The organism is Olsenella sp. AGMB03486 (assembly GCF_040884255.1).
Taxonomy (GTDB): Bacteria; Actinomycetota; Coriobacteriia; order Coriobacteriales; family Atopobiaceae; genus Olsenella_L; species Olsenella_L kribbiana.
Genome location: NZ_JBEVTM010000010.1, coordinates 63,840 through 87,574, shown reverse-complemented (window position 1 = coordinate 87,574; position 23,735 = coordinate 63,840). Strand labels below are relative to the sequence as shown.

The following is a 23,735-nucleotide window of genomic DNA, read 5'->3' as shown; positions in this document are numbered from 1 at the left end:
CCCTGCGCCCCGAAATCGCAGACCGCGCCGATTGTCCGAGCAACCTTCTCGAGGCCTTCGGCATCGGCAGCCGAGAAGCGGTTCTTGAATGTGCTGTCGATATCGAGCACGCCGACAAGCTGTCCTTTGCTGTGAATCGGCACAACGATCTCAGACTGGGATGCGCTGTCGCAGGCGATATGTCCCGGGAAGGCATGAACATCAGGCACGAGCTGGATCTTGTCTGTCTGAGCTGCCGTGCCGCAGACGCCTTTGCCGATAGGGATATGCACGCAGGCCACCTTGCCCTGGAAGGGGCCAAGCACGAGCTGGCCATCCTTTATCAGATAGAAGCCTGCCCAGCTGATACGCTCCATTGCCTCGAAGATGAGTGCAGAGGCATTCGGAAGGAAGCAGTACCAGGCAGGATCTGCCTCGGCAATGGATGAGATCTGTTCGCACAGCAGTTCATAGTCGATCATGCCAGCTCCTTGGTATTGCGGGTTTTCGCCAGTATGCTGCCATGAGGCTGCATTGTCCATCGCAGGAGCAAAGGACCATAACTGGCTGGTTCCTGGACCCCCTATTCCGCGTGCCCCTTCCGCCATTCCGGCAGACTCCTGCCGCGCCAGGATGCAGAGGCCCTGAGGAAGCTGCTGAGCTCGAGATAGCCCAGAAGATAGGCAATCTCTCCAGTGTCCAAGGCGGCAGCAGACAGATAGTGCTTTGCAAGAAGCTCGCGTGCATGGTTGAGCTGCTTCTGGAACGTCGTGCCTTCGTCTGAGAGCCTGCGCTGAAGCGTGTGCCTGCTCACGCCGAGACGGCGCGCGCTATCGTCCGCGCCGCACCCGGCAAGGCCTCGATGAGGGCACTCCTGACATGTGACGAGAACGACTCGTCCGTCTCGAGCTCTGCAAGCCTGCGTCCGAGCTCGGGCTCGAAATAGCTCCACATCGCATCGTCTGCGCTCACGAACGGCATATCCCTGTCGGACGAGGCAAAGGACAGGATATTCCTCGGTCCCACCTCAACGGCGCATCCCAGATAGGCTGCAGACGAGCTGTCTTCGGGCACTTCCTGCATCTCGGCTGCGACAGGCGAGATATCCTGCTTCGTGGCCTTGCCGATGAGGTTCACGAGGAAGGCGAATTCCACCTCGACAAGGAATGCTGGCATCCTGAGCTCTGCATCCCCGCAGATCATCTCGACCGAGAGCGTGCCTTCCCCTTCATGCACGATGAACTCCATAGGTCCGATGAGTCGCTTGCAGCGGGCAAGGCGCCCGATGCATGCCCTTCCATCGTGCGAGCAGTAGGCTGCACATATCGGAGGGCTGGACTGCTCGATCCCTTCCGCCGATGCCATCTTCACGGCAGCGTCCTCATCATCTGCCAGCCTGTCGACAGCCTCCATGAAGGCAAAGTACCCTGACACTGTCATGCTCGGCGTCTACGCGAAAACGTATCCTTGGGGACTCCTGCAGCCCCTCAGGGCTTCCTCTGCATTGATACCGAAAGAGGCAGGCATGCGCGGATATTCCCTGTCCAGGATATAGCGCTTCAGCCATAGCCCTGCATGATCCAGCTCAGAATCTTCTCGTAGCCCTCCCAGGCCGTATCCTGCACAATCACACCGTGCTCGGCCTCGGAAGCTTCTTTCGCGGCGAGACGCACGCAGTCGTCGTAGTTCAGGTCCTCGATCGTGACCTGGGCACCTTCCTTCGCGATGTTGTCGTAGCGCGTCTTCGTTGTGCCCTTCGGCATATACACGACCACCTTCTGGTGCAGGCGCTTCGCTGCCCAGGCGACGCCGCGGCCATGGTTGCCATCTGTTGCCGTGAAGAACGTGGCCTGGCCGAAGTCATGCTCGAGCTGCTCGCTCGTCAGATAGTCGAAGCTCATCTCGGAGACATCCTTGCCCGTCTCCTCTGCGATATAGCGTGCCATTGCAAAGGAGCCGCCGAGCGCCTTGAAGGCATTGAGGCCAAAGCGGTAGGACTCGTCCTTTACGAAGAGGCCGCCCAGGCCCAGGCGCTCTGCCATGCCGGAAAGATTGGCAAGCGGCGTCACAGACTACTGCGGGAAGCTCTGGTGGAAGGCGCTGGCCTTCGAGACATTCTCGAGCGACATGATCTCGAGATTTCTGTCCCCGCTCTTCGGCATCCTATTGGCAACCCACTTGATTTCAGGCTCCATCATGCATCATTCCATACATATTGTCTTGCAACAATACTTTTTGTTTGTCTCTTCTCATTAAAGCAGAGTACTAACTATTTGTAAGCATATCTGACACACATTTAGTTTCATCCGCGAACGGCAAAATCAGGGGTGCAGATGGAAAAGCCGGCTCCGGAGCATCCAGAGCCGGCGAAAAGGCTACTTCGTGTAGTCGTAGAAGCCCTTGCCCGCAGCGACACCGGTCTCGCCGGCATCGATCTTCTCCTTCAGGAGCGAGACGATCCTGTTCTCGGGCGTCCCCTCCTGCTGGGCTGCCGGATTCATCCGGCCGATGTTGTAGGCCGTGACGAGACCCACGATATCGAGGATGCGGAAGGGGCCGGCAGGAGCGCCCGTGCCGAGCCTCCAGGCAAGATCGATATCCTCTGGCGAGCCGACGCCTGTCGCCCAGAGCTTCTCCGCAGCATTGAGGAACGGCACAAGCATGCTGTTCAGAAGATATCCCGGCTGCTCCTTCATGACCTTCAAGGGGACCATGCGGATCGAGGCAGCAAAGGCACAGACGAGCTCGAAGTTCGCAGGGTCGGTCTTGCTCTGTGCCATGACTTCGGCAGAAGGGTTCTTCCAGATCTCGTTTGCGAAGTGAAGGGCCAGATACTTCTCAGGCCGCCCTGTCGCCTCGGCAAACTGGCTTGGCAGAAGCGTCGAGGAGTTTGTTGCCACGACGGTACGCTCGGGCAGGTGCTTCTTGAGCTCCTCGTAGAAGGCTGTCTTCTGTGCCGGGTCCTCTGCGACGGCCTCGATCACGAGGTCGGCATCCCCGAAGGCTTCATCCCAGTCGGTCGTGAGCTTGAGATTCTTGTAGGCATGCTCGACGGCAGCCTTCGCCTCGTCGATCTTCTCTGGCGACACTTCGTCTTTCCCCATGAATCCATAGGCGTAGACCGAAGGGTCGGTCCTCAATGCTTCGAGCGATGCGAGATATGTCTCATGCAGGCGGTCGATCTTCGGCTGGCAGCGGCCGATGGAGCCCTCCGAGCGCAGCCAGATCGTCACGTCGTAGCCCCGATAGGCGCTCTGGAAAGCGATCTGGCTTCCGAGCACGCCGCCACCGGCGACCGTGACCTTCTTCACGTCCTTGATATCCATGTCTGACCTCTTTTCTTCCGATTGGCGCCACAGCGTGCTTGCCTGGCTTCCCAATTGATGCGGCTGGAATCAGCGGCAGGGAGGCCGTGCCTCCCTGCCTTGAGCGGAGCATACCCGCAAATGATATCATTCTAACAATAGTTAGTATCGTTTATTAAAAAGTCTCGGATGCATCCTCAGCTGCTTCCTCCTGGAGAAGCGACAGGCGCTCGTCGCCTGCGATCTGCCCTCTTGCGTAGGGCGTGTCCTCAAGCGGCAGCCGCCAGCGGAGCTCGCCGTCGAGCTGGTGATGGGCATTTGCGACCGCAGGCGCGGTGCCGATTGTCGCGATCTCGCCGATGCCCTTGCCGCCGTAGCTTACCGGCAGGAGGTGCTCCTTCTCGACGTAGATGGCATGGATGTCAAGGATATCGGTTGCATGCAAAAGGCCGAGCGTGCCGTACTTGTACTTGACCTGGGGCACGCCGTCCTTCAAGGGGAAGCGCTCTGTCAGGGCATAGCCCATGCTCATGAGGACGGCGCCCTCAATCTGGCCCTGGATCGCGATGGGATTCACGACCTTGCCATGATCATGCGCAGCCCAGATCTCCTTGATGCGGCCCCGGTTCTTGCCCTTGTCCTCGAGCATGACGACCGTCGAGGAGAAGCCCTAGCAGATATGGCTCTTCGGATTCGTCTTGTCGGCACCGAGCTTGTCCGTCAGCTCGAAGTAGACATAGCCGAACTCGTGGCCTTCGAGGGCAGCAAGCGCGGCGACCGGTTCCTTCGGATGGATGCCGTGCCCTGCGACAAACACAGTTCCGTCTGCATAGCCGACCCCGTCATACGTTGTGCCGTCGTCGTACTCGATCGTCTTGCCGTCGCCGTGGGCACGTACCGGGCCTTCCGCGACAGGCTTTCCTGCTTCGACTGCAAGCATCGCATCACGCAGCAGGAGCGCGACGCCACGGGCTGCCTCGCCCGTGACGACCGTCTGGCGCGAGCCCGACGTTGTGCCGGAGTCGGGCGCCATCTCGGTCGAGCATTCGCCGTTCGCGAGCGCCGAGAGCGGAAGCCCTGTCGCCTCTGCCACATCCTGCAGAAACACCGTGTTGCAGCCCTGACCGATATCGGAGGTCACCGAGTAGACGACCGCACGGCCATGCTCGACCTTGATGTTGGCACGGCCGCATCGGGCAGGCCGACGCCCAGGTTCTTCATCGCGCAGGCAATGCCGGCATGCTCCTCGTTCTTCTCATAGACATCCTTCACGGCGAGAAGCGTCTCCTTCAGGGCTGTCGAGCAGTCTGCAATCTGGCCGTTCGGCAGGGCCTTGCCCGGCTCGATAGCATTGCGGTAGCGCATCTCCCAGGGGCTGATGCCTGCCTTCTCGGTGAGAAGGTCGATGCAGGTCACGAGCGCGAACTCCGTCTGGCAGACGCCGAAGCCGCGAAACGCTCCTGCAGGCGGGTTGTTCGTGTAATAGCCAAAGCCCCTGATATCCGTGTTCTGGTAGGTGTAGGGACCGACCGCATGCGTGCAGGCACGCTCGAGGACCGGGCCGCACAGGCTTGCATAGGCACCTATGTCGAAGTTCGCTTCGCAGTCGAGTCCCGTCAGCATGCCATCCTTGTCGCAGCCGAGCGTGAACGTCACATACATGCAGTGGCGCTTCGGATGGAAGTCGATCGACTCCTGGCGCGTGAAGCGGCACTTGATGGCGCGCTAGAAATGCACAGCTGCAAGAGCAGCAAGGTGCTGCGCCGAGACATCCTCCTTGCCTCCGAAGCCGACGCCGACGAGCATGGTCTCGACGACGACCTTCTCAGGCATCTTGTCCCAGCCGAACATGTGGGTGACTTCCTTGCGCGTATCGTAGGCACCCTGGTCGGTGCTCATGATCTTGACGCCACCCTTGTACGGGAAGGCGACTGCGCACTCAGGCTCGAGGAATGCATGCTCCGTGAACGGTCAATGCCCAGCCGCAGACGCACGGAGCTTCCTGTCTATCCCTTTCGGACGAGATTCCTTTCTGAATCTTTCTGCTATAATTCAATAACACTATGTTTGTCTAACAAACTTTCTGTTTGTTTCAAGCCTGAGGAGCTCGGCAGGCAGATCGAGGAGCATCTCCCATGCATGCAAACGACATCGAATTCCTGAAGCGTCTCGCGAAGGGCATTGCAGCCCAGTTCGGCAAGAACTGCGAGGTCGTCGTCCACGATCTGAAGTCACCCGACCCGACAAGCACGATTGTCGCGATCGAGAATGGCCAGATCTCGGGCAGGAAGGTCGGAGACGGCCCGTCGAATGTCGTCCTGAAGGCACTCAGAAGCGACCCCTCGAAGCTCCATGACCACCTCGCCTACCTGACGAAGACGGAGAACGGCAAGGTGCTGCGCTCCTCGACGATCTTCTTCCGCGACGAGAACGGCGAGCCCGAAGCCATCTTCGCGATCAACTTCGACATGACGCTGTTCATGGCAATGAAGGACTTCCTGGAGGACTTCACGGCGCTCTCGAGCAGCATGCCGCAGGAGCCTGAGACCATCCCCCACAGCGTGACCGACCTGCTTGACGAGCTCATCGAGCAGAGCGTCCGCATCGTCGGCAAGCCCGTGGCGCTCATGACAAAGGAAGACAAGGTCAAGGCTATAGGCTTCCTCAATGACTCCGGCGCCTTCCTCGTCACGAAGGCAGGCCAGAAGGTCTGCACGTATTTCGGCATCTCCAAGTACACGCTCTACAGCTACATGGACGAGGCGAAGAGCCAGAAGGGCGACCAGTAGGCACATCCTTCCTGTTTCACATCAGCTCTACGACGAAGGGGACGGCCGAAGCCGTCCCCTTTCTCATGACATGCACTATGAAGGATGCCGCCTATTCCTTATTCTGCTTCTCCATCTTCTCCTGCTGGAGCTCGACGGCAGGCGTGCCCTTGGCTGCGCTCTCGTAGAGGGCAGAGATGCCTTCCTGGGCAATCTGCTGAGCACCCTTGACGGCCTCCACGACATCGGAATCCGGGCCGCCCTTCGGCAGGACGAGGTTCAGGATGATAGCGACGATAGCGGTGATGATCACGGCAGAGTCGCCGAAGACCTCAGAGATCCACTCAGGCATGCCAGGACCAGCAAGGCAGCCGCTCGTGAGGGCGATGCCCATGCCAAGAGCGACCGAGAGGCCAACAATCGAGGCATTGCGCGGCGTCAGGCCCCCTCTCGAAACGCATCCTGGCTCTCCCCTCCTCGCCGCCCTGAGCCAGGCCATCGAGACTGCCACCGGGACAGCACCGCAAATGGGCATCTTCACCGGCTATACGGATTCTGCCATCGTGGCAGGGCTCTGCTATAACAAGAACTGCATGTCCTATGGACCAGGCTCACTTGAGCTTGCCCACAAGCCGAACGAATATGTGCCGACAGAAGACCTGGCCCGTGTCCGTGCCGCGCTCTCGGAGCTCCTGAAAGCCTCCTCTATGCGCTGCGGCTGCTGAGCGCCTGTCCTCCCCGGGACTTCAGCATCTGGCCTTCTGCCACCTCGAGCACACCACCGACAAGCACATAGCGCATATTCGTGCCCGAGCCGCTCTTCGGCTTCTCGAAGATGCAGACATCGGCACGGTATCCCGGACGGAGCCTGCCACGGCCTCTGATCTGATAGCGCTGGCAGGGCTCGCCAGAAAGCCGGCAGATGCCCTCCTCGAGCGGCAGCTTCGTTCTGTCGCCGAGGCACTCTTCCATATCGGACACGCCTGTGCAGTCCAAAGGCGCCCGGTCGATCTGCACGCCTGCCGCATCCGCTGCCATCTCGAGGACTCCTGGTGCCATATCGTCCGTGCCATCGGTGCAGAGCGCAAGCATCCCGCCATACTTCTCGAGCACCTGGCAGAGCGCCTCTGCGCTCACCTCGTCGATGCCAGCTGTGACAGAGGCTGCCAGCCCGAAGGCGCCCTGCTCCAGCTCCTGCGCAAGGAGGCCTGCCATTGCAGCAAGGACGCTGCCATCTGTCATGCTCTCCCGTGTCCGCGCCTGCATCTCGAGCGATGCGAGCGGAATGAGGAGGCCCTTGTTGATGAGACGCTTGGCAAGCACCCCTGCTGCCACATCCTCGGACATCGCTGTTATCTCTGTCGTGATGCCCTGCAGGAGCCGCTCCTCGCGCGTCTGCCCCGCATCGGCAAAGACCGGTGCCGCAACGAATCCCGGCGACACGATGAGGCCATGGGCATCGAGCGCGGCATCTCCAGGATGCGATGCAAGGCCATAGCCCACATCCGCAATCCTGCCGCCTTCGATGCGGACATCGGCGCAGTAGCGCGGCTCCCCCGTGCCGTCGACCACAACGCCATCCCTTACAAGCAGAGATCCCATGGTGGGCCCCCTTTCCGGATTGCGGACAGGAAGCGCATTCCCGTCCATCTTCTGCTCCATCATTCCCAACTGCCATTTCCGTGCCATTGCAGCATGGGTCTCACACCGTGAACAGCACGCGCCCAGTCAATGACAGGAGCAGAGGGGGACGAAGGGAAGCAGCAGGTGATGGCAGCCTTATATAAGGCCTGTATGGCGGGAACGATGAACATATATTTTCATCGCTACTCGGACGAACCTATGCTCAGGATGCCGGCAGAAGATAGGCCAAGCTCCAAGAAAGGCAGGCACCCCATGAATCCTGAACATCTGCTCATTGCAGCCCTCGTCGCACTCCTTCTCATCTATGGTCCGAACAAGCTCCCGCAGCTCGGAAGCGCTCTGGGCAAGACCGTCAAGAATGTCCGTGATGGCATGGAAGGCACTAGCGAAGAGGCAGCAGAGCCTGAAATAGAAGATGCCGAGGACGAGAAGCAGGACACCGGCAACAAGGCCGCATAGGACAGCACCGCGTGCTGCCCTGCCCCGTTCGGCCCGCAGGGGGAAGCGCGAACCAGGCAGATTCCCTTCCACAGGCCCGTCCAGAGAACTGCCCTATGCGACAAGCTCCGCCAGGGTCGCGCCATCTCGGAAGTGCGTGCGGCAGATCTCTTCTACAGCATGCACTTCCTCGAAGCGTCTGCGCGCTGCCTTCTCGTCGCCGTACGCCAGCCAGGCGCCACGGCAGGTAGGGACCTGTCCTGTGCAGAATCCTTCGACATCTTCGAGCGGATAGCCGAAAAGGATGCCCATCTCATGCGGAAAGCGGCAGCTGGAGGCAGGCCCGCCGCTCCCTGGACCATGCATGCCATTGAAATACCGGGCAAGCTTCTGGCGCACAGAGCGCACCAGTGCAGCTGCATCCTGCACGCAGAAGCCGGAATGCTCGAGGAAGCGCCGCTTCTCGGCATCTGCCAGAATGTCCTGGACAAGGTCCGCGCGCCAGGCAAGCAGCATGGTGCGGCATGAGAGATCCTGGACGACAGCCAAGCCGATGCCGGCAGCTGCCAGGCCCTCGCGGTAGGCGCTCACGATGCAGCGGATCATCTGGCTTCTGAGCTTCCTGTCATCTGCGCTCCAGCAGAGCTTCGGCGCAAACGAGAACAGCGCCAGAGGTTTCGTCCCTTCGAGCACGCCGGCTGCACACGTCACGAGCGTTGCGGCGAAGTCATGGCAGAGGATGCTCTCCGCCGTGCTGCATCCCGGAATCTCCGCATAGCGTGCGCCTGCTTCCATCGCTTCTACACCGCACATGCACACCATCCCTTCCGACTCTCTCTGTTGCTTAAAATAGTATGCTCTGGTTAACTTATAGGCAAGCAGCATGGTATAGCTCAGCAATGTGTTGCCTATGGTTTACTTATTGAATCGCCCAGGCAGGAGCCTGCCTGCCCCTTGGAGCATGCTATGAGACATCGGCACACAGAAGAGCTTGTCCGGGGATGCTGGGGCGCGCATACCGGAGGCCATGGCGGCCTCGAAATACTCAGGCATATCGGTCCTGGCCTTCTCGTGACCGGCGGCTTCATCGGCCCAGGCAACTGGGCATCCAACATGGCAGCAGGATCCAAGTTCGGCTATGCGCTCCTCTGGGTCGTGACGCTCCCGACGCTCATGCTCAAGGTCGGCTGCATCCTTGTTGCCACCGTCTCGCTCGCCCTTCTTGCCACGAATTCCTACCGGCATATCGAGCGCTGGTCATCGGCTTCGTCTCGCTCATAGGCCTCGCCTTCCTGGCAGAGCTTGCACTCATCGCGGCGGCGTGGCCTCAGGCCACCCAGAGCTGGATTGCGCCTTCGCTTCCCGCTAGTTCCGGCCCCATTGTCATGAGCGTCCTCAGTGCTGTCGTTATGCTCCACAGCCTCTTCCTGCGCTCCGAGGTCATCCAGAGCCAGCACTTCAAAGGAAAGGGCGAGGCAGCTATACAGGAGAGGCTCAGGTACGAGTTTGCCGATACCCTCTTCTCCATGATCGTGGGCTGGGCCATCAACTCCGAGATGGTCATCCTTGCTGCAATGACCTTTTTCCAGCAGGGCATCGTCGTGGACGACCTCGCCGCAGCTGACACGTTCTCCCCCATCCTCGGCCCGGGAGCACGGCTCATCTTCGCGCTGGCGCTCCTCTTCGCCGGCCTCTCGAGCAGCATCACGGCAGGCATGGCAGCAGGCACGATCTCGGCCGGCGCCTTCGGAGAGGAATACGACATCCATGACCGCCACTCGACAGGAGGCATCGCTCCCTGCTTCGTCTTCGCGCTCGTCGCCTGTCTGCTCGTCGAGGATTCCTTCCAGGGCCTGCTGATCAGCCAGGCGCTTCTGAGCCTCCAGCTTCCGATTGCGGTGTTCCTGCAGATCTATCTCACAAGCTCTTCTGAGATCATGGGCGCCTATGCGAACAGCCTGCCTCTGAAGCTCTGCCTTCTCGCTATCGGCATCTTCGTGACCGTGCTCGACGTGCTGCTCATGCTATGAAATCGGGTGCAGAAGAGCCCAGCCGGCACGGGTCAGGGCCTTCCGCAGAGAGATATTCCGGCATCCGGCTGCGCAGCCTTTCGATGCAGCCACCCAAGAGAGATGCATCCTTTCCGGACCGCTCCTTCCTGCCAAGGCGTCCGTGCGCAGGGACCGCCTCGCCGCAATCAGGAAATGCGAGCCAGACGCCGCAATCCAGAGACAAAGACAATCGGTCCCGGCACCCGGGCATCTCCCCACAGCATAGAATCATCTCGTCCCCCAAGAGGAGCCAGGACTCAGGAGACACGACATCTTTCATACCAAGCAAAGGAGGCTGCCATGGCAGACTCGGACAGGCATATGGACGAACGTGCGGTGACCGAAGCCGGAAATCCCGGCAATCCGCAGGGCGCATACGGCGAGAAGATGCTGGAGCGCATGAACAGAAGCCACGCCGATGTCACGATGTGGGCACTGGACCAGCTCGCCCACAAGGCACAAGAGCGCGCCCTCGATATAGGCTGCGGCGGCGGAGCCACGATGGAAAGGCTCGCACGGCGCATCGCGGCAGCGGGAGGCGCAGGGCATGTCAGCGGCATCGACCACTCGGAAGTGTCCTGCGAAGCATCGAGGCACTACAACAAGGATGCCATCGAAGCAGGACAGATGGATGTGACCTGTGCCTCCGTCGAATCGCTGCCCTTCCCGGACGATTCGTTCGATATCGTGACGACGGTCGAGAGCTTCTATTTCTGGCCCGACCCTGAAGCATCGCTCAAGGAGGTTGCCCGCGTCGTGAAGCCAGGCGGACACTTTCTCCTGGTAGCAGATGTCTACCGCACGCCTGGCCTTGCCAAGAGCACGCTCGAAAACATCGAGCACTACCACCTCACGGTGCTCACGCCCGAAGAGTACGAGAAGCTGCTCCTTGGAGCAGGCTTCTCCCGCGCAGAGACACATCTGAAGGCGGGCACCACCTGGATTGCCGTCGAAGGCGTGAAATAGCGGCTCTTCGCATCAGGATGCATCCCGGCCGCTCCCGGAGGAAGCTCCAGGAGCGGCCTCTCTTTCCTGTGCCTCCTTTATGCCAGGAAGCTATCAAGCGCTGCCATGCCCTTTCTCCAGCGATCCTCCTCATGCTGTGTATGGGCACCGGGCCCTATCTCGCACCTGACAGTGCACCTGTGCACCTCGAGCGCCAGTGCCGTCATTGCCATCCCCTCCACGACATGGCGGAGCTGAGGCTGCGGCGCCTTTGCTTCGCGGGCACCGACAGAGAGAAAGGCAGAGCGCCCTGCAAAGTCCGCATCCCGCACAAGCGCCAGATGCTCCATCGCCTCTGCCCAGCCGGGATACCAGAGCGAACCCGAAAGCGAAGCGCAGGCATCCCAGAAGGGTTCGTGCAGGAAGGCATGGAGGGCAAAGAGGCCGCCCAGCGAATAGCCGGCAAGCGCACGCCGTGAGGGCGCCAGCCCCTTTTCAGCCTCGAATGCATGGCAGCAGCCAATCAGCTCGGCCGCGGTCTCATCCGCCTTCCCCGCATAGTCCGGACGTCCCCGGAAGGGCGACTCAGCTGTCCAGGGCGTCAGGTTCTCATCCCACGACGCTACCGGCACCTTCACGACCCGAGCCCTGATTCCTTCGCAGGCAGGCTCGATCGAGAACGGGAATTCGGGAGCATCGATTGCATAGATGATGGGGGCCGCCATGTCCTCTCCCCCATGCACAGCTGCCATATCGCTCTGCACGATAGCCGTTTCTGGCATGGATCTCCTTTCCTGAGCGCTTTCAAGACCCCAGCGTATCACGCGTGCGTCCTGCCAGAAACAGCTGGGTCGCCCGCCAGCACAGCCTATGATGGAAAGAGCTGCAGTCCTACCATTCCGGGAGCGCCATGAATTCCAGGCTTACGCATATCAGCAAGGAGATCTCCTATGCCCTTCGGCATCATCCCGAAGAGTATGGCCTTGCGCTCGACGCCCAAGGCTTTGTCGAGATTGCCGACCTTCTGGCTGCGGTCAATGCGAAGCATCCCGGCAGGCGTCCTGTGACCCCATCCGACCTCGAGGAGATCGTCGCCACCTCCGAAAAGAAGCGGCACGAAATCTCCGGCACCCGCATCCGTGCGCTCTATGGACACTCATGCAAGGAGAAGGTCGTGCACGAGCAGGCGGTGCCCCCTTCTGTCCTCTACCACGGCACTGCCAGAAGGTTTCTTCCCTCGATCTTCGACCAGGGCCTTCTTCCTATGGAAAGGCAGTATGTGCACCTCTCGGCAGATATCCCGACGGCACTCGAAGTAGGCAGAAGAAGAGATGCGAAACCTGCCCTCCTGATTGTCGATGCGAAGCGGGCCTCTGCTTCCGGCATAGGCTTCTATGAGGGAAACGGATCCGTCTGGCTTGCAGACCCGATACCGCCCGAATATCTCGCTCTGGCTAAGGATGAAAGCTAGCTCTCGGCTGCCGCTATCCAGTGTCCTTCGTCGTCTGAGAAGCCGAAGCTCCGCATGCCGCCCATGTCCACAAGCGCCGATACCGTAGCGCCGCCCTTCTCCATCTTCTCATGCACCGCTTCGATATCAGCCACATGGAAAAAGAAGCGACGGCGTGGCAGTGCTCACTTCGGGAGAGAATCTCTCGACGAGGGCACGGTCCATAAGGACGATATGGGCATCTTCGGGCCCGAACGAGAGCACGGGAACATCTGTCCCTGCAGGACCGGGACGCACCCCGACCTCCTCGAATTCAAGCTTTTCCGCCCAGCAGACCCTGCACGCCTCCACATCGTCGCAGCAGACCATCACATCGAGCGCCTGGGCACCGAGCATCCTTGTCCTCTCTGGCAGAGTGCATCTGGCTTCATCCCATTCTCCCAGAAGGCCGAGCGCACGTCCTGCGTATCCATGCGCTGAAGTGAAGCATCTGCACAGGGCTACAATGTCCGCATCCAGGCGGCTGCAAGATCGGGCCAGCACTGCATGAGCGGCTGGGGCTGCTTTCCCTTCTGCACGACCTCTGCCGTCGCAAGAGAGAGTCCGTGCCCTCCGTACGGGAAGATATGGAGCGTGAACGAGACGCCGGCATGCCTATACGCTTCAGCCAGAAGGAGGCTGTTCTCGACCGGAACAGATGTGTCCTCGAGCGTATGGAAGATGAAGGCAGGAGGCGTATCCTTCGTGACCCTGTTCTCGAGCGCGAGCTTCTGCTTCAGCTCTTCGTCGTCGCCGCAGAGGTTATCGAAGGAACCTCTGTGCGCATATGCACCTGACGTAACGACGGGATAGCCGAGGACGAGGCCGGAGGGGCGCATCTCCTCTGCAGCGGCACCCACACGCCCAGAAAGCCAGGGCTCCATCCACTCGCAGCCAAGATCCAGGGCCAGATGTGCTCCCGCAGAGAACCCCATCAGGAAGATATGGCCAGGGTCGATATGGAACGCCTCTGCATGGCGCTTGAGATAGGCAATCGCTCCTGCCACCTGGACGAGCGCCACAGGATAGCGGGCAGGCGCACAGCTATAGGAGATGACGCAGGCAGCAAAGCCACGTGCCACCATCTGGAGCGCTACCGGCTCTGCTTCCCTGGCCGACACCCGTGCATAGGCACCACCCGGAATGATTGCGACGCAGGGACGCTTCACATCAGGGTCGACCTTGTCGAGGACATCGGGGAAATAGGTCTCGATGCGTGCCGGCTCCCCCGCCTCGGGAAGCGCAATCTGGTCTGCATGCGGCACCTCAGGCACCGCCTTGCCTTCGCCTTCTGCCGCTATCGTCACATGGAGCACGGGAATCTGCCTCCTACATCGCTGCCTGTGCATGCCATATATTCAGGCATTGTAAGCCTCTGCCATTGCTGTCCTGTGATGTTCCCTGAAGCCTGACAAGGACAAAGCTGAAAGGAGCCGCCTTCGGACCGCAGCACGAGGCAGCGTCTTCGAAAAGAAAGCCGTCCGGAAACCTTCAGGCCCTGCCTGCTTCATCGAGGCTGGGTGCGAAGGCTTAAGCAGAAGAGATGGCAGACACAGCCGCACTGGCAATGATGGGCCTATAGCCAAAGCATCCGGCAGCACAGGACCAATCCCCTCGTTGCATCCATCCTGTATACAGAAAAGGGCCGATGCTGGCCGGAAGCCATAAGCAGCAAGGCTGCTGTCCGAAAACAGATGCTCCCCTAATGGCCGTGCGGCACGATATCGAGCTGTCCGCGCTCGAGCACAAGATCGGCATGGACAAGACGGATGAGGGTGCATCCCAAAGGGATGAGCGCGCCCAGAAGCGAACTGTACGAGCATGCTTCGCAGAGCATCGTGGAGACGACAGCGCCTGCCGTGAAGCAGAGCAGAAGCGACGTATGTGCCTTGACCTTGCGACGCAGTCCATGGTCTTCAGGATGCCTGATGAGCTTCGCGAGATTCGAGCCGATCTGGCGGATATGGTTCGTTACGAATGTCGTGGCGGCAGGCACGCCTTCCATCTGGCGATACGTATTGAACTGCATCGCGCAAACGAAGTTCAGCGTCACCTGGCAGATCTGGTCAGGCCACGCAGCCGGCATGAGAGCAAGGAAGACGACAGCACACATCTCGAGGGCGATGAGGAGCGTATCCCAGCGCAGGAAGTGCATGCGCTTGATGGTCTTGCCCATCCATTCGGAGAGGAAGGAGCCGAAGAAATAGGCACCGATAGGAAGCAGAAGATAGGCTGCCGAGAGCCACTGCTGCCTGCCAAGCGCCATCGCGAAGAGGACGACATTTGCCGTCTGTGCATTGCAGAAGACGCCACCACGCAGAAAGAACGTGTAGGCGCCATACCAGCCTGCCACAAAGATCAGAAGCCAGAACGTCCACCTGCGTTCGCATTCAAGATATCCTGCCTTCACGTCGCCTCTTTCTGCCCAGGTACTAGCTCTCCACGCGAAAGCACCTTACGCGTACGAGAGCAATCTGTCAGAATCTGTAACCCACTCGATGCCACACCTTCACGCCTCCGACAGATTGCTGAGGCCACGAGGCAGAACAGATGAGGATTCGTATGCACATCGTATGCGAAAGGCTATAAGAGACATCAGATATGAAAACAGCTCAGAAGCCTTTATAGCCTCTGAGCTGTAAACATTCAATGGAGCCAGCTATCAGACTCGAACTGATGACCCCCGCTTTACGAGAGCGGTGCTCTACCAACTGAGCTAAGCTGGCCTCTTTGACACGCAAGACGTTGTCTCAGCGCGTGCTTTTTAATAGTACGGATGCAGGCACGAAGATGCAAGCATTATTTTGTCCATTTTCAAATTTCCTCGTTTCAGGCGCTGCTTGTCCATCCACATCAAGCGACCCCCGCTTTACGAGAACGGTACTCAGCCAATCTCTTGTGGCTTCCGCCATGCTCTCGTCTATCCCCTCCCTCCATACGAGCAGAGGGGCACAGCGTATACGCGCCATGCCCCTCGAGACGGGAAGGGGAAAGATGGAAATGGGCAGAGACAGGTGGATTGGCAGTTTCGGCTGGCAGTGGGGATGGGAGGACACTGCCAGCCTTATCTGCTCTGGCCGCTACTTCTTGGCAGGGCCATCCACAGAGGAATCATTGGATGCGGCCGGTGCAGCCTCAAGACGTGCTGCCTTCTTCATCTTCACGCCCTTGACAAGGCGACGGATGTTGAGGGCAGAGAGCAGGACGAAGACTGCTGCCACGCCGTAGACGATCTTGTAGTACCACGTCATGCTGCTCCCGACCTTGGCATCAGGTGCGATGCCGTTCATGGCGTTGGAGTTCACGACAGAGTACAGGATGCGGTGCGATGCTTCGCGCATGGCGGAGACGATGGCAGGATCGTCGGCGTACTTCTTGAGCTCGGGACCACGGACCTTGTTGAACATCATGCTGTCCCAGAGGTCGGTGCCAGCAAGGAGGCCATCAGGCGTATCCATGAACTTCGAGTAGGCGCTCATGTCAGTGATTGCGATGACCTCGACTGGCTCTGCCGCGCGGTCGATTCCCCCGCGAACGGCATCACGCTCTGCTGCGGGTCGATCGCGGAGGAGCCCGCAAACGACGTCTATGCGATCCTCGACGAGTTCTCGAGGCGCGGCAGGATACACTTCGTCCACATGCGCAACATCCGCTATCTCGAGCCGGGAAAGAGCAAGGACTTCTACGAGGCGCCGCACCTGTCCCGCGAAGGCTCGCTCGATGTCTGGCGCATGTGCCGGGCGCTCTTCGTATCTCCCGAAGCCGGAATCCTCCTCCTGATATATCGGCTATTCCAGGAAAGCTTCGATGGATGGCTGTCCATCAGCCTCAATCAAGCAGCCCCTTTTCGCGCGGCCTCATATCCTTTGTCTCCTTGAGCGTGAGCCCCTCCATCTCCTTTGCGATCTCTATCTCGGAGAGGCTTTCTGCCCAGGCCTTCGCTGCAGCAAGACGCTTCCCGCTGCCTCTGGCAGCCTCTTTGTGCCCCTGCGCCTTGGCAGGGCGCTATTCCATCTGTTCTCTCCTCAGCATCTTATCTTTGCATCAGGAAAGGGGCCTGGAATGCAGCTTCATCCCAGGCCCCAGCATCAGTGCACTATACAGCTGTCTGTATCTACAGCAGGCGCAGCACGCCCCTCACGAGACGCTCGAAGTCGTCTGCATGGAGCTTTGCCTCTTCGAGGACCTTGTCGTGGCCGAAGCCTGCGCTTCCGCTCTGGTTGGCAGCAAGCGTGAGGCCCAAGACATTCATGCCCAGAGCGTGCGCCATGATGACCTCGTTCACGGTCGACATGCCGACATAGGACACGCCCATCGTCCTCATCATCTGCACCTCTGCAGGCGTCTCTGTGCAGGGACCGATGACACCTGCAAGGACGCCCTCCTCGACCGCAATGCCGAGATCGTCTGCGACGCCCCTTGCAAGGGTCCTGAGGTAGGGCGTATAGGCATCCGCCATATCGACGAAGGGAGACTCCACATCGCGGAGTCCTTCATCCTCGGCAAGCGGATTTCTGCCCGTGAGGTTGATCTGGTCCGTGATGATGCCGAGGCCGATGTTTGCCATGCCGGAGACGGCACCCGTTGCGCAGGCAAAGACGATATCGCGGCAGCCGAGGCGGTGGACATGGCGGACAAGGGCGCAGATCTCGGAGGCGCTGTAGCCCTGATAGAGATGGATGCGGCCCGGATAGACGATCACCGGGACATTGTCGATCGTGCCGATCGTTGCCTCGAACGTGTGGCCCGGCATCGGCTGTGCCTCATCCGGGAATCCCTCGATATCGTGATAGTCGATGCGGCGCACCGGATGCACGAGGCTTTTGAGATGTCCCAGACCGGTGCCCAGGATGATTGCCACAGGATGCTCTACAGACGGATGCACGGATTCGACAGTCGTTTCGCTTACCACGGTGATTCCTTCCTCTTCGAGGAGGCGGGCAAAGACCCCGTCCCCCTCTATGGTCCTTCCGCTATAGCTACCATCGTAGATGAGACCGGCGCCACATGATGGGCTCTTTGCCTTCAGGACGGCAAGCGGCACGGGCTGCTCCCTCACGCGGGCAAGCGCACACTTCGCCCCTGTCTCGAACTCTTCGGTCACATCCCGCCCGTCCCTGAGATAGACATGCCCATCCCTGATCTCTGCAGGAGGGCGCGGTATGGGCAGTCCCGAGAGCCTCTCCGGGCAGATGGGCACAGGCTCCGTCTTGCCTGAGAGCCGGATGACGGCCTCATCCGGCTTCGTGCCGCCGTCGTATCTGCACCGCTCCCCCAGAAGGCATGCGCTCACCGCAATATGCATGAGGGACACCTCTTTCCGCTATAGAAAAGGACGGACAGGCAAAGATGCCCGTCCGTCCATCGTAGCGCTTGTATCTGCCTCTTAGGCTTCCATCGTGTAGATCTCGATGCTTGCCTTCGAGAGCCGGTCATTCACGTAGTTCGTCCACTGCTGCGATGCAGTCTGGGAAGCCGTGGAGTACTGCTGGTAGGCCACATAGTAGGCAGCCTGTGCTGCAGCGTAGGTCGCAGAGTCGTTCGTGATCTGGTAGTCGGCAAGAGCGGAGGCGTAGGTCGAGGAGGAGTCCTTCCAGGTGCCGGTCTCGGAGTCCCACTCATCGCCTGCGAGGTTGATGATGTAGGTCGCGTAGTCGGCCGTCGGCGTATCCTCGGCGCCGTCAGCAGGCTTCGAAGGAGCCGTCGGCTGGGACGGAATCTCGGCCGTCACGACCTGGCTGCGGAGCTTGGAAAGAGCGCAGGACTGGCGGACAAGGTTCCTCACGGAGTCCTCGTCCATGTTGTAGTTCGAAGCGATTGTCGCGTAGTCGGTGGAGCCGAGATACTGCTGCGCGTAGGCATCCATATCGTCGTCGGAGACCGTGATACCCTGGGCATCGACGACCTTCTGCATGATCTGGTTGCGGGCAAGGTCGATGATGTTGTCAGCGGTCGGCACCGTGTAGCTGCCATCGTCGTTTGCTGCGCTGTCGAGCGAGGAGGACTGCGTGATCACGTCCTTGGCCGTGATCTCATAGGTCTGGCCGTTGTACGTATAGCGTGCGACAACCGTGTCGAGATCGGCTTCCTGCAGGGTCTGGGAGCCGAGCGAGCTCGTGCCATTGAAGCAGAAGTGTCCTACGACACCGCCCAGGACGAGGCAGACGACAGCCGCGACGATGGTTGCGACAAGCGGCACCGTGCGTGCAGGCTTGGAAGGCTTCTTCTCGGCCTTCTCATCCTTTGCAGCATCGGCCTTCTTCGTGTCCAGTTCGGTTTCCGGCTTCTTTTCTGCCATGCTCAATGAACCTTTCCTTTGAGTTCCTTTGCAATATTTTCGGAGAGCGCCTGGATGTAGCTGGCTCCACTCTTCGTATCGAAGGCAATCCGGTCGAGAAGCTCATGAGCGCACTTCTCCGATATCGGACCCTGTGCCATATCATAGAGGGCAACAAGCATGTCCCTGTATTCGGCATCCCCATGGTAGCACTGTATGGCTTCGTCCAAGAGAGGCCACACCTCATCCGAGCGAGCTTCAGAAGTCGACCCATATGCTGCGAGGAATCTGAAGGCCGCCAGGCGCACCGGAGCGGAATCCTCATCAAAGAGCGACGTCTCCGCTGCATCGATGCCCGGCTGCACCTCCTGGGGATGTGCCTGGGCGACAAGCGTCAGCGTATCGAGCACTTCCCAGCGCGTCTGCGCCTCGGGACGTCCCAGGGCATCGAGAAGGTCGTTCAGATACGACAGGATCGCAGAAGGATCCTCCTTTGCGACGCTGTAGACCTTCTGTGCCGCAGCCTGGCGCTGGCGGCGTGAATGGGCAGCAAGGCCGCCTACGAGCGCAGGCAGGGCGCTTGCCAGAGAGCTATCCATCGACTACCTCCATGTATATATCTGTGCTGTGTCAAGAATCCGCCTGCCGCGGACATGCCTGTCAGTGGTGGGACCTCAGGTACGGGCTTTCCTCTGCCGCCTCGACATCCTTCTTCGAGACTTCGGGCGCTGCATGCACGGCAGCCTCATCGTCTGGATCTCCCGAATCGTCGGCCTGGTCAAGAAGCGACCAGTCGAGGCCTGCCTTCTGCGTCTGCGTATCATCCTCGAAGAGCAGCTGCAGGGCCTGCGTGCCCATCTGCGCGCCGCCGATGTTGCAGAGCACGTCGAAGAGGTTGAAGACGGTATCCGTGCCCGGAAGCGTCAGGTCCTCCTCCTCGGCAAGCCTGAGCGCAAGCGCGAGGTCCTTCCTCAGATGCACGGCCTTGAAGCCCGGCTTGAAGTCTCCGGCAAGCGCCTTCGGCGTAAGCTCCTCGAGCTGGCGGGAAGACCCCATGCCATGAGAGATCATATCGAGGACCTCATTGCGGTCGAGCTCGCCCTGCTCTGCCAGCGCCATGGCCTCGCTTGCACCAAGAAGCGCCGATGCCAGCGCGACCTGGTTTGCAAGCTTTGCAATCTGGCCCTTGCCGGCACCGCCGAAGCAGTAGATCTTGCTCGAGAATGTCTCGAGGACAGGACGGATCGGCGCGATATCCTTCTCCGTCGCGCCGGCAATGAGCGTCAAGGTGCCTGCCTGGGCACCAGCCTGGCCGCCTGTCACCGGGATATCGAAGGCATGCTTGTCCTCGATCTCGGCAGAGTCATGCAGGTCGCGCGCCAGCTGGGGCGACGACGTCGTGAGGTCGATGAGGTAGGCGCCCTTCTTCGTGGCACGGATGAGGCCGTCGGTCGTGAGGTAGACCTCTTCCACCTCGTCGGGATAGCCGAGCATCGTGAACACGACATCGGCGTCACGCGCAGCATCGGACGGAGACTTCGCCCACTTCGCGCCCTTTGCCAGAAGGTCTTCTGCCTTCGACTTCGTGCGCGTATAGACCGTGAGGCGATAGCCCGCCTCGAGGATATGCGCTGCAATCGGCGCTCCCATGATGCCCGTGCCGATGAAGGCGACCGAGCGAATTGTTCCCAAGGCCATATACCTTGCCTTTCTGTCTTACCTGCTGCGCACCTTGCGTGCGATGCGATCCGTGAGCGAGAGCTTCTCGCGGCGGTCAGAGCCCCAGAATACGAGTGCGGCCATGCCCGGGCCGACGTGGGAGCCAATGACCGGCGAGATGGAGCTGTGGATGACCGTCAGGTCCTCGCAGCCATCCATCTTGCGGATCTCCTTCTCGAGCCACTCGGCGTCCTTCGGCGCGTCAGCGTCCATGATGCCGATAGGAAGAGACGTATCGTGGGCGTAGTTGTCCTTGAACTCCTGGAGGATCGCACGCAGCGCCTTCTTGCGGCCACGGCACATGCCCTTGAGCGTGAGCGACCCGTTGAGGTCGTAGGAAAGCTCCGGCTTCACATCGAGCTTGCCACCTACCTGCGCTGCTGTCGGAGGGATGCGTCCTCCTGCTGCAAGCCAGTGGAGGGAATCGAGCGTAAAATAGCCCTGGATGAAGTAGCGGGCATCCTTGGCCCAGGCAACGAGCTCCTCTGCTGCGAGGCCATTTGCTGCCTGGCGCACGACCTCGATTGCAAGAAGCTCTGCTGCCGCAGACGGGCACAGATTGTCGATCACATAGATCTCTGCATCGGGATGCTCGTCACGCACGAGCTGGGCGCCCTGCTCTGCCGCATCGATAGAGGAGGAGAGGCCGCCGGTGAGCCCGAGATAGATGATCGGCTGGTGGCGTTCCTCGAAGAGCCGCTCGAAGACCTCCATGTAGGTGCCCGGCGTCACCGCCATCGTCCTGAAGCGGGCTTCCGGGTTCTTGCGCATGTATTCGTAGAACTCGTGGGGCGTCCGGCTCTGCCACATGTCGTCTGCATGCTCGCCGTCCGGTCCCACGTAGTGGAACGGAATGACCTCGATGCCGAGCTGGTGGGCTACGGACGGATTGAAGTCGGCTGCCGTATCGGCCACGATCGTGACGCCGAGACGCTTCTGATAGGCCTTGACGTAAGAATTAAGCGCCGCGGCGCCGGTCACATTGGGGACTGGCGTCGCGACGGTGTCTGTATCTGTCTGGAGAGATGCAGCTTCTGCATCGTCTTTCGGCTGCTGTGCGCGCTTACTGCTCATCCAGCTCCTCTATCTTCGGTTTGATGATGCCATACCCGCCATTCTTTCTATGGTAGATGACATTCACCAGGCCGGTCTCCGCATTCAGGAACACATAGAAATCATGGCCGAGGAGGTCGGTCTCGACGAGCGCCTGCTCTTCTGTCATAGGCTTGAGGTCGATATACTTCTCGCGCACCAGGAGGTCGTCATCCTCTTCCGGCAGGGGCTCGAGCAGCTTTTCGAGCTCTTCTGCGGTCTGGGCAGGAGGGGCTGCCTTCTGGGCATGCTGCCTCTTGTCGACGATGCGCGTCTTGTACTTCCTGAGCTGACGCTCCACCTTGTCTGCAGCAAGATCGATTGCCGCATACATGTCATCGGCGCTCTCGGAGACACGCACGACAGAATCGCGCACGAAGACCGTAACCTCGCAGGTCCTGCGGTCAGGATTGGAGCGGTTGTAGTCTACCCTGAGCACGACGTCGCAGTTCATGGGCTGGATATCGAATACCTTGAGGGCATTCCCGATCTTTTCGTCCACGTAGCTCCTGAGGGCATCGGTAATCTGGATCTTGCGGCCCGAAAGCTTGATATCGACCATAAATGCCTCCCATCAGAACCCGGAGCGCGCTCCACGCTCCGCTTGTACAGGACTCATACCCATTCGTCGGCCCGAGCCGACGCTCGTGCCGTTCATATCTGCGAATGGACGCAAAGGAGGCGCATTCCTAGGCAGCATCTGCAAGGGCAGGCGGGGACTGCTTTGCCGCAAAGCCTGAGATGGCGGTGGTTCCATCGAGATGGGGCAGGCCGTCAAGCCACTTGTCGCGGATGAGCTCATAGGTCCCATCCTGCTCGGCCTCCGCCTCGGCGTCACCCACAGCTGCGGCAAGCTCGGTGTTCGCAGCTTCCACGCCGATGCCGATCTTCGAGATGTCGCCAATCGTCCCGCAGTAGGAGATCTTCTGGATATAGCGAGAGAGGAGGGCTCCCTGATAGGCCGAGCAGACTGCATAGTCCGCCTCTCCCGCCTCGAGCATGTGGAAGCAGTCGTTCAGATTCGTCGCATAGGCAAAGGTGACCGAAGGCGTGACACGGGAGAGCTCGGAATGCGCCTCGGAGCCCATCTGGACTGCCACCCGCCTGCCGCTCATATCGTCGGCTGTGACCGTGCCATCAACATTCCTGCCGAAGACGCCAAGTGCCGACTCCGCATACGTGCCGACGATCGTGATGCCGTCCTCTTCGCCGTCTGTCATGTCCATCACGATATCGCAGCCCTGGGAAAAGCCATCAGCTGCATCCTCGACGCTCATAAAGCGGATCTTGAGGCCGAGATGCTCTGCGATATCTGCGGCAAGATCGATATCGAGGCCCTGGAAGCTGCCCGAATCGTCCACGGTGCTCATGGGCAGCTGCACGTCCTGCTTGATGCCGACCGTGAGCGTGCCTTCCTCGTGGAGGGCAGAGGCGCTGACCTTGGGCTCCATCTTCGCCTGGGCAGAAGACGTAGCCTCAGCCACCGACTCCTCATCGCTGCCGAAGGCATGCTCCAGGGAGGAGACGAAGGGCAATCCAGAAGCAGCTGCCAGAACGGCACATGCGAGCGCTGCAACGGCAGCGCAGATCGCGATACGTAGCTTCATGGGTCCATCCTTCGCTCAGCCGACAATATGGCCGTCTCTTCCAGCTGACCTGGTCTTTGGCCCCACACCCGCGCACCGGGGCCTCCGCTTCGGATGCTCAGGCACCCCCACTCAAAGCCCTCTTGCCTGTGGGGCTCTTTGCCCCAAAGCCAATCAGGCAGTGCGACTTGCTTCTAGGACGAGCCATGATCGCCAGCATGCCCACACGCTGGCTTACGTGGATCCCTTTGACCTCGTCTGTCATGGACTAGGAGGCAGATCGGTGCCTCCGCAACCACAGACCTGGAAGAGACAGAGAGATTATACGGCTTCCACTCTCGATTCACGCGAGAAATAGGCTCTACGCTGCAGAAATGTCCATGTCTGGCAATAAACTATGCAGCCGCCTGAATGAATAGCCGGCACTTAGCCGTAATTTGCT

General features: G+C 60.1%; 28 protein-coding genes, 1 tRNA gene and 2 pseudogenes. 8 read left to right on the top strand and 23 right to left on the bottom strand.

All coding sequences use genetic code 11. The features are described 5' to 3' along the window. The 6 genes and pseudogenes from ABVS03_RS06765 to ABVS03_RS06740 form a co-directional block, all read right to left on the bottom strand. Positions 1-461, bottom strand: a 461-nt coding sequence (locus tag ABVS03_RS06765) for a GAF domain-containing protein (RefSeq protein ID WP_368018516.1), incomplete at its 3' end; no start/stop codon positions are given. Between the two features lie 101 nt (positions 462-562). Beyond that, the gene (locus tag ABVS03_RS06760; RefSeq protein ID WP_368018515.1) at positions 563-793 is read right to left on the bottom strand and encodes a helix-turn-helix domain-containing protein; all 231 of its coding nucleotides are present in this window, start codon (positions 791-793) and stop codon (positions 563-565) included. Then, a complete protein-coding gene (locus ABVS03_RS06755; protein ID WP_368018514.1) occupies positions 790-1,419 on the bottom strand; it encodes an AraC family transcriptional regulator ligand-binding domain-containing protein in 630 nt (209 codons plus the stop codon). The genes ABVS03_RS06760 and ABVS03_RS06755 overlap by 4 nt, the downstream gene beginning before the upstream one ends. 122 nt (positions 1,420-1,541) lie before the next feature. Beyond that, a pseudogene (locus ABVS03_RS06750) lies at positions 1,542-2,174 on the bottom strand (diaminopropionate ammonia-lyase); the annotation flags it as partial. Positions 2,175-2,354: 180 nt separating this feature from the next. Beyond that, the gene (locus tag ABVS03_RS06745; protein ID WP_368018513.1) at positions 2,355-3,305 is read right to left on the bottom strand and encodes a 3-hydroxyacyl-CoA dehydrogenase; all 951 of its coding nucleotides are present in this window, start codon (positions 3,303-3,305) and stop codon (positions 2,355-2,357) included. Positions 3,306-3,528: 223 nt separating this feature from the next. Further along, a pseudogene (locus ABVS03_RS06740) lies at positions 3,529-5,255 on the bottom strand (molybdopterin cofactor-binding domain-containing protein); the annotation flags it as partial. 164 nt (positions 5,256-5,419) lie between these two features. Between ABVS03_RS06740 and ABVS03_RS06735 the strand changes: the two are divergent. After that, complete coding sequence (locus tag ABVS03_RS06735; protein ID WP_368018512.1) at positions 5,420-6,073, top strand: transcriptional regulator; 654 nt, start codon at positions 5,420-5,422, stop codon at positions 6,071-6,073. 91 nt (positions 6,074-6,164) lie between these two features. On the opposite strand, the gene ABVS03_RS06730 is transcribed toward ABVS03_RS06735, so the two are convergent. After that, positions 6,165-6,593, bottom strand: a complete 429-nt coding sequence (locus ABVS03_RS06730; RefSeq protein ID WP_368018522.1) for a hypothetical protein — start codon at positions 6,591-6,593, stop codon at positions 6,165-6,167. On the opposite strand from ABVS03_RS06730, the gene ABVS03_RS06725 reads away from it, so the two are divergent. Next, on the top strand, positions 6,481-6,777 hold the full coding sequence (locus tag ABVS03_RS06725) for a M20/M25/M40 family metallo-hydrolase (RefSeq protein WP_368018520.1): 297 nt from the start codon (positions 6,481-6,483) through the stop codon (positions 6,775-6,777). The genes ABVS03_RS06730 and ABVS03_RS06725 overlap by 113 nt on opposite strands. Here ABVS03_RS06725 and ABVS03_RS06720 read toward each other — a convergent pair. Continuing rightward, on the bottom strand, positions 6,758-7,654 hold the full coding sequence (locus ABVS03_RS06720) for a hypothetical protein (RefSeq protein WP_330971602.1): 897 nt from the start codon (positions 7,652-7,654) through the stop codon (positions 6,758-6,760). The two genes, ABVS03_RS06725 and ABVS03_RS06720, sit on opposite strands and share 20 nt — an antisense overlap. 294 nt (positions 7,655-7,948) lie before the next feature. Between ABVS03_RS06720 and ABVS03_RS06715 the strand changes: the two genes are divergently transcribed. Continuing rightward, entirely contained in the window at positions 7,949-8,155 is a 207-nt protein-coding gene (locus tag ABVS03_RS06715; protein ID WP_330971603.1) for a twin-arginine translocase TatA/TatE family subunit, read from the top strand. Positions 8,156-8,248: 93 nt separating this feature from the next. On the opposite strand, the gene ABVS03_RS06710 is transcribed toward ABVS03_RS06715, so the two are convergent. Then, positions 8,249-8,947, bottom strand: a complete 699-nt coding sequence (locus ABVS03_RS06710) for a DUF3793 family protein (protein WP_368018511.1) — start codon at positions 8,945-8,947, stop codon at positions 8,249-8,251. A 153-nt stretch (positions 8,948-9,100) separates the two neighbouring features. On the opposite strand from ABVS03_RS06710, the gene ABVS03_RS06705 reads away from it, so the two are divergent. The 3 genes from ABVS03_RS06705 to ABVS03_RS06695 all read left to right on the top strand — a co-directional run bounded on the left by ABVS03_RS06705 (position 9,101) and on the right by ABVS03_RS06695 (position 11,151). Continuing rightward, the gene (locus tag ABVS03_RS06705; protein WP_330971729.1) at positions 9,101-9,415 is read left to right on the top strand and encodes a hypothetical protein; all 315 of its coding nucleotides are present in this window, start codon (positions 9,101-9,103) and stop codon (positions 9,413-9,415) included. Then, on the top strand, positions 9,322-10,164 hold the full coding sequence (locus ABVS03_RS06700) for a divalent metal cation transporter (protein WP_368018519.1): 843 nt from the start codon (positions 9,322-9,324) through the stop codon (positions 10,162-10,164). The genes ABVS03_RS06705 and ABVS03_RS06700 overlap by 94 nt, the downstream gene beginning before the upstream one ends. Positions 10,165-10,485: 321 nt before the next feature. After that, a complete protein-coding gene (locus tag ABVS03_RS06695) occupies positions 10,486-11,151 on the top strand; it encodes a class I SAM-dependent methyltransferase (protein ID WP_368018510.1) in 666 nt (221 codons plus the stop codon). A 77-nt stretch (positions 11,152-11,228) separates the two neighbouring features. Here the strand turns inward: ABVS03_RS06695 and ABVS03_RS06690 are convergent, their stop codons facing one another. Next, positions 11,229-11,912 (bottom strand): alpha/beta hydrolase-fold protein, encoded by a 684-nt coding sequence (locus tag ABVS03_RS06690; RefSeq protein WP_368018509.1) that lies wholly within the window; start codon positions 11,910-11,912, stop codon positions 11,229-11,231. 128 nt (positions 11,913-12,040) lie between these two features. Between ABVS03_RS06690 and ABVS03_RS06685 the strand changes: the two genes are divergently transcribed. Next, the gene (locus ABVS03_RS06685; RefSeq protein WP_368018508.1) at positions 12,041-12,601 is read left to right on the top strand and encodes an RNA 2'-phosphotransferase; all 561 of its coding nucleotides are present in this window, start codon (positions 12,041-12,043) and stop codon (positions 12,599-12,601) included. On the opposite strand, the gene ABVS03_RS06680 is transcribed toward ABVS03_RS06685, so the two are convergent. The 6 genes from ABVS03_RS06680 to ABVS03_RS06655 all read right to left on the bottom strand — a co-directional run bounded on the left by ABVS03_RS06680 (position 12,598) and on the right by ABVS03_RS06655 (position 16,257). Continuing rightward, the gene (locus tag ABVS03_RS06680) at positions 12,598-12,735 is read right to left on the bottom strand and encodes a hypothetical protein (RefSeq protein ID WP_368018507.1); all 138 of its coding nucleotides are present in this window, start codon (positions 12,733-12,735) and stop codon (positions 12,598-12,600) included. The genes ABVS03_RS06685 and ABVS03_RS06680 overlap by 4 nt on opposite strands. Continuing rightward, positions 12,728-12,976, bottom strand: a complete 249-nt coding sequence (locus tag ABVS03_RS06675; RefSeq protein ID WP_368018506.1) for a hypothetical protein — start codon at positions 12,974-12,976, stop codon at positions 12,728-12,730. The genes ABVS03_RS06680 and ABVS03_RS06675 overlap by 8 nt, the downstream gene beginning before the upstream one ends. Before the next feature lie 104 nt (positions 12,977-13,080). Then, positions 13,081-13,935, bottom strand: coding sequence for an alpha/beta hydrolase (locus ABVS03_RS06670; RefSeq protein ID WP_368018505.1), 855 nt, complete (start codon positions 13,933-13,935; stop codon positions 13,081-13,083). Positions 13,936-14,321: 386 nt separating this feature from the next. After that, positions 14,322-15,029: a YoaK family protein gene (locus ABVS03_RS06665; RefSeq protein WP_368018504.1), complete on the bottom strand. Its 708-nt coding sequence runs from the start codon at positions 15,027-15,029 to the stop codon at positions 14,322-14,324. A 240-nt stretch (positions 15,030-15,269) separates the two neighbouring features. After that, a tRNA-Thr gene (locus ABVS03_RS06660) sits at positions 15,270-15,345 on the bottom strand. A 354-nt stretch (positions 15,346-15,699) separates the two neighbouring features. Continuing rightward, on the bottom strand, positions 15,700-16,257 hold the full coding sequence (locus ABVS03_RS06655; protein WP_368018521.1) for a hypothetical protein: 558 nt from the start codon (positions 16,255-16,257) through the stop codon (positions 15,700-15,702). Here ABVS03_RS06655 and ABVS03_RS06650 point away from each other — a divergent pair. Continuing rightward, complete coding sequence (locus ABVS03_RS06650; RefSeq protein ID WP_368018518.1) at positions 16,159-16,497, top strand: mannonate dehydratase; 339 nt, start codon at positions 16,159-16,161, stop codon at positions 16,495-16,497. The two genes, ABVS03_RS06655 and ABVS03_RS06650, sit on opposite strands and share 99 nt — an antisense overlap. Positions 16,498-16,733: 236 nt before the next feature. Here ABVS03_RS06650 and ABVS03_RS06645 read toward each other — a convergent pair whose 3' ends face one another. From ABVS03_RS06645 to ABVS03_RS06615, 7 genes are all read right to left on the bottom strand, one after another. Further along, positions 16,734-17,924 carry a 2-thiouracil desulfurase family protein gene (locus ABVS03_RS06645; RefSeq protein ID WP_368018503.1) on the bottom strand — a complete coding sequence of 397 codons (1,191 nt, stop codon included), beginning with the start codon at positions 17,922-17,924 and terminating at the stop codon, positions 16,734-16,736. Positions 17,925-18,005: 81 nt separating this feature from the next. Further along, positions 18,006-18,917 (bottom strand): hypothetical protein, encoded by a 912-nt coding sequence (locus tag ABVS03_RS06640; protein ID WP_330971642.1) that lies wholly within the window; start codon positions 18,915-18,917, stop codon positions 18,006-18,008. A gap of 2 nt (positions 18,918-18,919) precedes the next feature. Then, positions 18,920-19,495, bottom strand: coding sequence for a hypothetical protein (locus tag ABVS03_RS06635; RefSeq protein ID WP_368018502.1), 576 nt, complete (start codon positions 19,493-19,495; stop codon positions 18,920-18,922). A 61-nt stretch (positions 19,496-19,556) separates the two neighbouring features. Then, positions 19,557-20,594, bottom strand: coding sequence for an NAD(P)-dependent oxidoreductase (locus ABVS03_RS06630; protein ID WP_330971644.1), 1,038 nt, complete (start codon positions 20,592-20,594; stop codon positions 19,557-19,559). Between the two features lie 18 nt (positions 20,595-20,612). Next, positions 20,613-21,689: a DegV family protein gene (locus tag ABVS03_RS06625; RefSeq protein ID WP_368018501.1), complete on the bottom strand. Its 1,077-nt coding sequence runs from the start codon at positions 21,687-21,689 to the stop codon at positions 20,613-20,615. Further along, the gene (gene raiA / locus ABVS03_RS06620; RefSeq protein ID WP_330971646.1) at positions 21,679-22,269 is read right to left on the bottom strand and encodes a ribosome-associated translation inhibitor RaiA; all 591 of its coding nucleotides are present in this window, start codon (positions 22,267-22,269) and stop codon (positions 21,679-21,681) included. The genes ABVS03_RS06625 and raiA overlap by 11 nt, the downstream gene beginning before the upstream one ends. Before the next feature lie 127 nt (positions 22,270-22,396). Next, on the bottom strand, positions 22,397-23,314 hold the full coding sequence (locus ABVS03_RS06615; RefSeq protein ID WP_368018500.1) for a substrate-binding periplasmic protein: 918 nt from the start codon (positions 23,312-23,314) through the stop codon (positions 22,397-22,399). Positions 23,315-23,735: the final 421 nt, after the last annotated feature.

Bases quoted from the DNA above. Each gene is read 5' to 3' on its own strand.
- ABVS03_RS06755 (WP_368018514.1), bottom strand. From the start codon at position 1,419: ATGACAGTGTCAGGGTACTTTGCCTTCATGGAGGCTGTCGACAGGCTG.
- ABVS03_RS06745 (WP_368018513.1), bottom strand. From the start codon at position 3,305: ATGGATATCAAGGACGTGAAGAAGGTCACGGTCGCCGGTGGCGGCGTG.
- ABVS03_RS06735 (WP_368018512.1), top strand. From the start codon at position 5,420: ATGCATGCAAACGACATCGAATTCCTGAAGCGTCTCGCGAAGGGCATT.
- ABVS03_RS06720 (WP_330971602.1), bottom strand. From the start codon at position 7,654: ATGGGATCTCTGCTTGTAAGGGATGGCGTTGTGGTCGACGGCACGGGG.
- ABVS03_RS06715 (WP_330971603.1), top strand. From the start codon at position 7,949: ATGAATCCTGAACATCTGCTCATTGCAGCCCTCGTCGCACTCCTTCTC.
- ABVS03_RS06710 (WP_368018511.1), bottom strand. From the start codon at position 8,947: ATGTGCGGTGTAGAAGCGATGGAAGCAGGCGCACGCTATGCGGAGATT.
- ABVS03_RS06705 (WP_330971729.1), top strand. From the start codon at position 9,101: ATGAGACATCGGCACACAGAAGAGCTTGTCCGGGGATGCTGGGGCGCG.
- ABVS03_RS06695 (WP_368018510.1), top strand. From the start codon at position 10,486: ATGGCAGACTCGGACAGGCATATGGACGAACGTGCGGTGACCGAAGCC.
- ABVS03_RS06690 (WP_368018509.1), bottom strand. From the start codon at position 11,912: ATGCCAGAAACGGCTATCGTGCAGAGCGATATGGCAGCTGTGCATGGG.
- ABVS03_RS06685 (WP_368018508.1), top strand. From the start codon at position 12,041: ATGAATTCCAGGCTTACGCATATCAGCAAGGAGATCTCCTATGCCCTT.
- ABVS03_RS06675 (WP_368018506.1), bottom strand. From the start codon at position 12,976: ATGCTCGGTGCCCAGGCGCTCGATGTGATGGTCTGCTGCGACGATGTG.
- ABVS03_RS06645 (WP_368018503.1), bottom strand. From the start codon at position 17,924: ATGCATATTGCGGTGAGCGCATGCCTTCTGGGGGAGCGGTGCAGATAC.
- ABVS03_RS06640 (WP_330971642.1), bottom strand. From the start codon at position 18,917: ATGGCAGAAAAGAAGCCGGAAACCGAACTGGACACGAAGAAGGCCGAT.
- ABVS03_RS06635 (WP_368018502.1), bottom strand. From the start codon at position 19,495: ATGGATAGCTCTCTGGCAAGCGCCCTGCCTGCGCTCGTAGGCGGCCTT.
- ABVS03_RS06630 (WP_330971644.1), bottom strand. From the start codon at position 20,594: ATGGCCTTGGGAACAATTCGCTCGGTCGCCTTCATCGGCACGGGCATC.
- ABVS03_RS06625 (WP_368018501.1), bottom strand. From the start codon at position 21,689: ATGAGCAGTAAGCGCGCACAGCAGCCGAAAGACGATGCAGAAGCTGCA.
- raiA (WP_330971646.1), bottom strand. From the start codon at position 22,269: ATGGTCGATATCAAGCTTTCGGGCCGCAAGATCCAGATTACCGATGCC.
- ABVS03_RS06615 (WP_368018500.1), bottom strand. From the start codon at position 23,314: ATGAAGCTACGTATCGCGATCTGCGCTGCCGTTGCAGCGCTCGCATGT.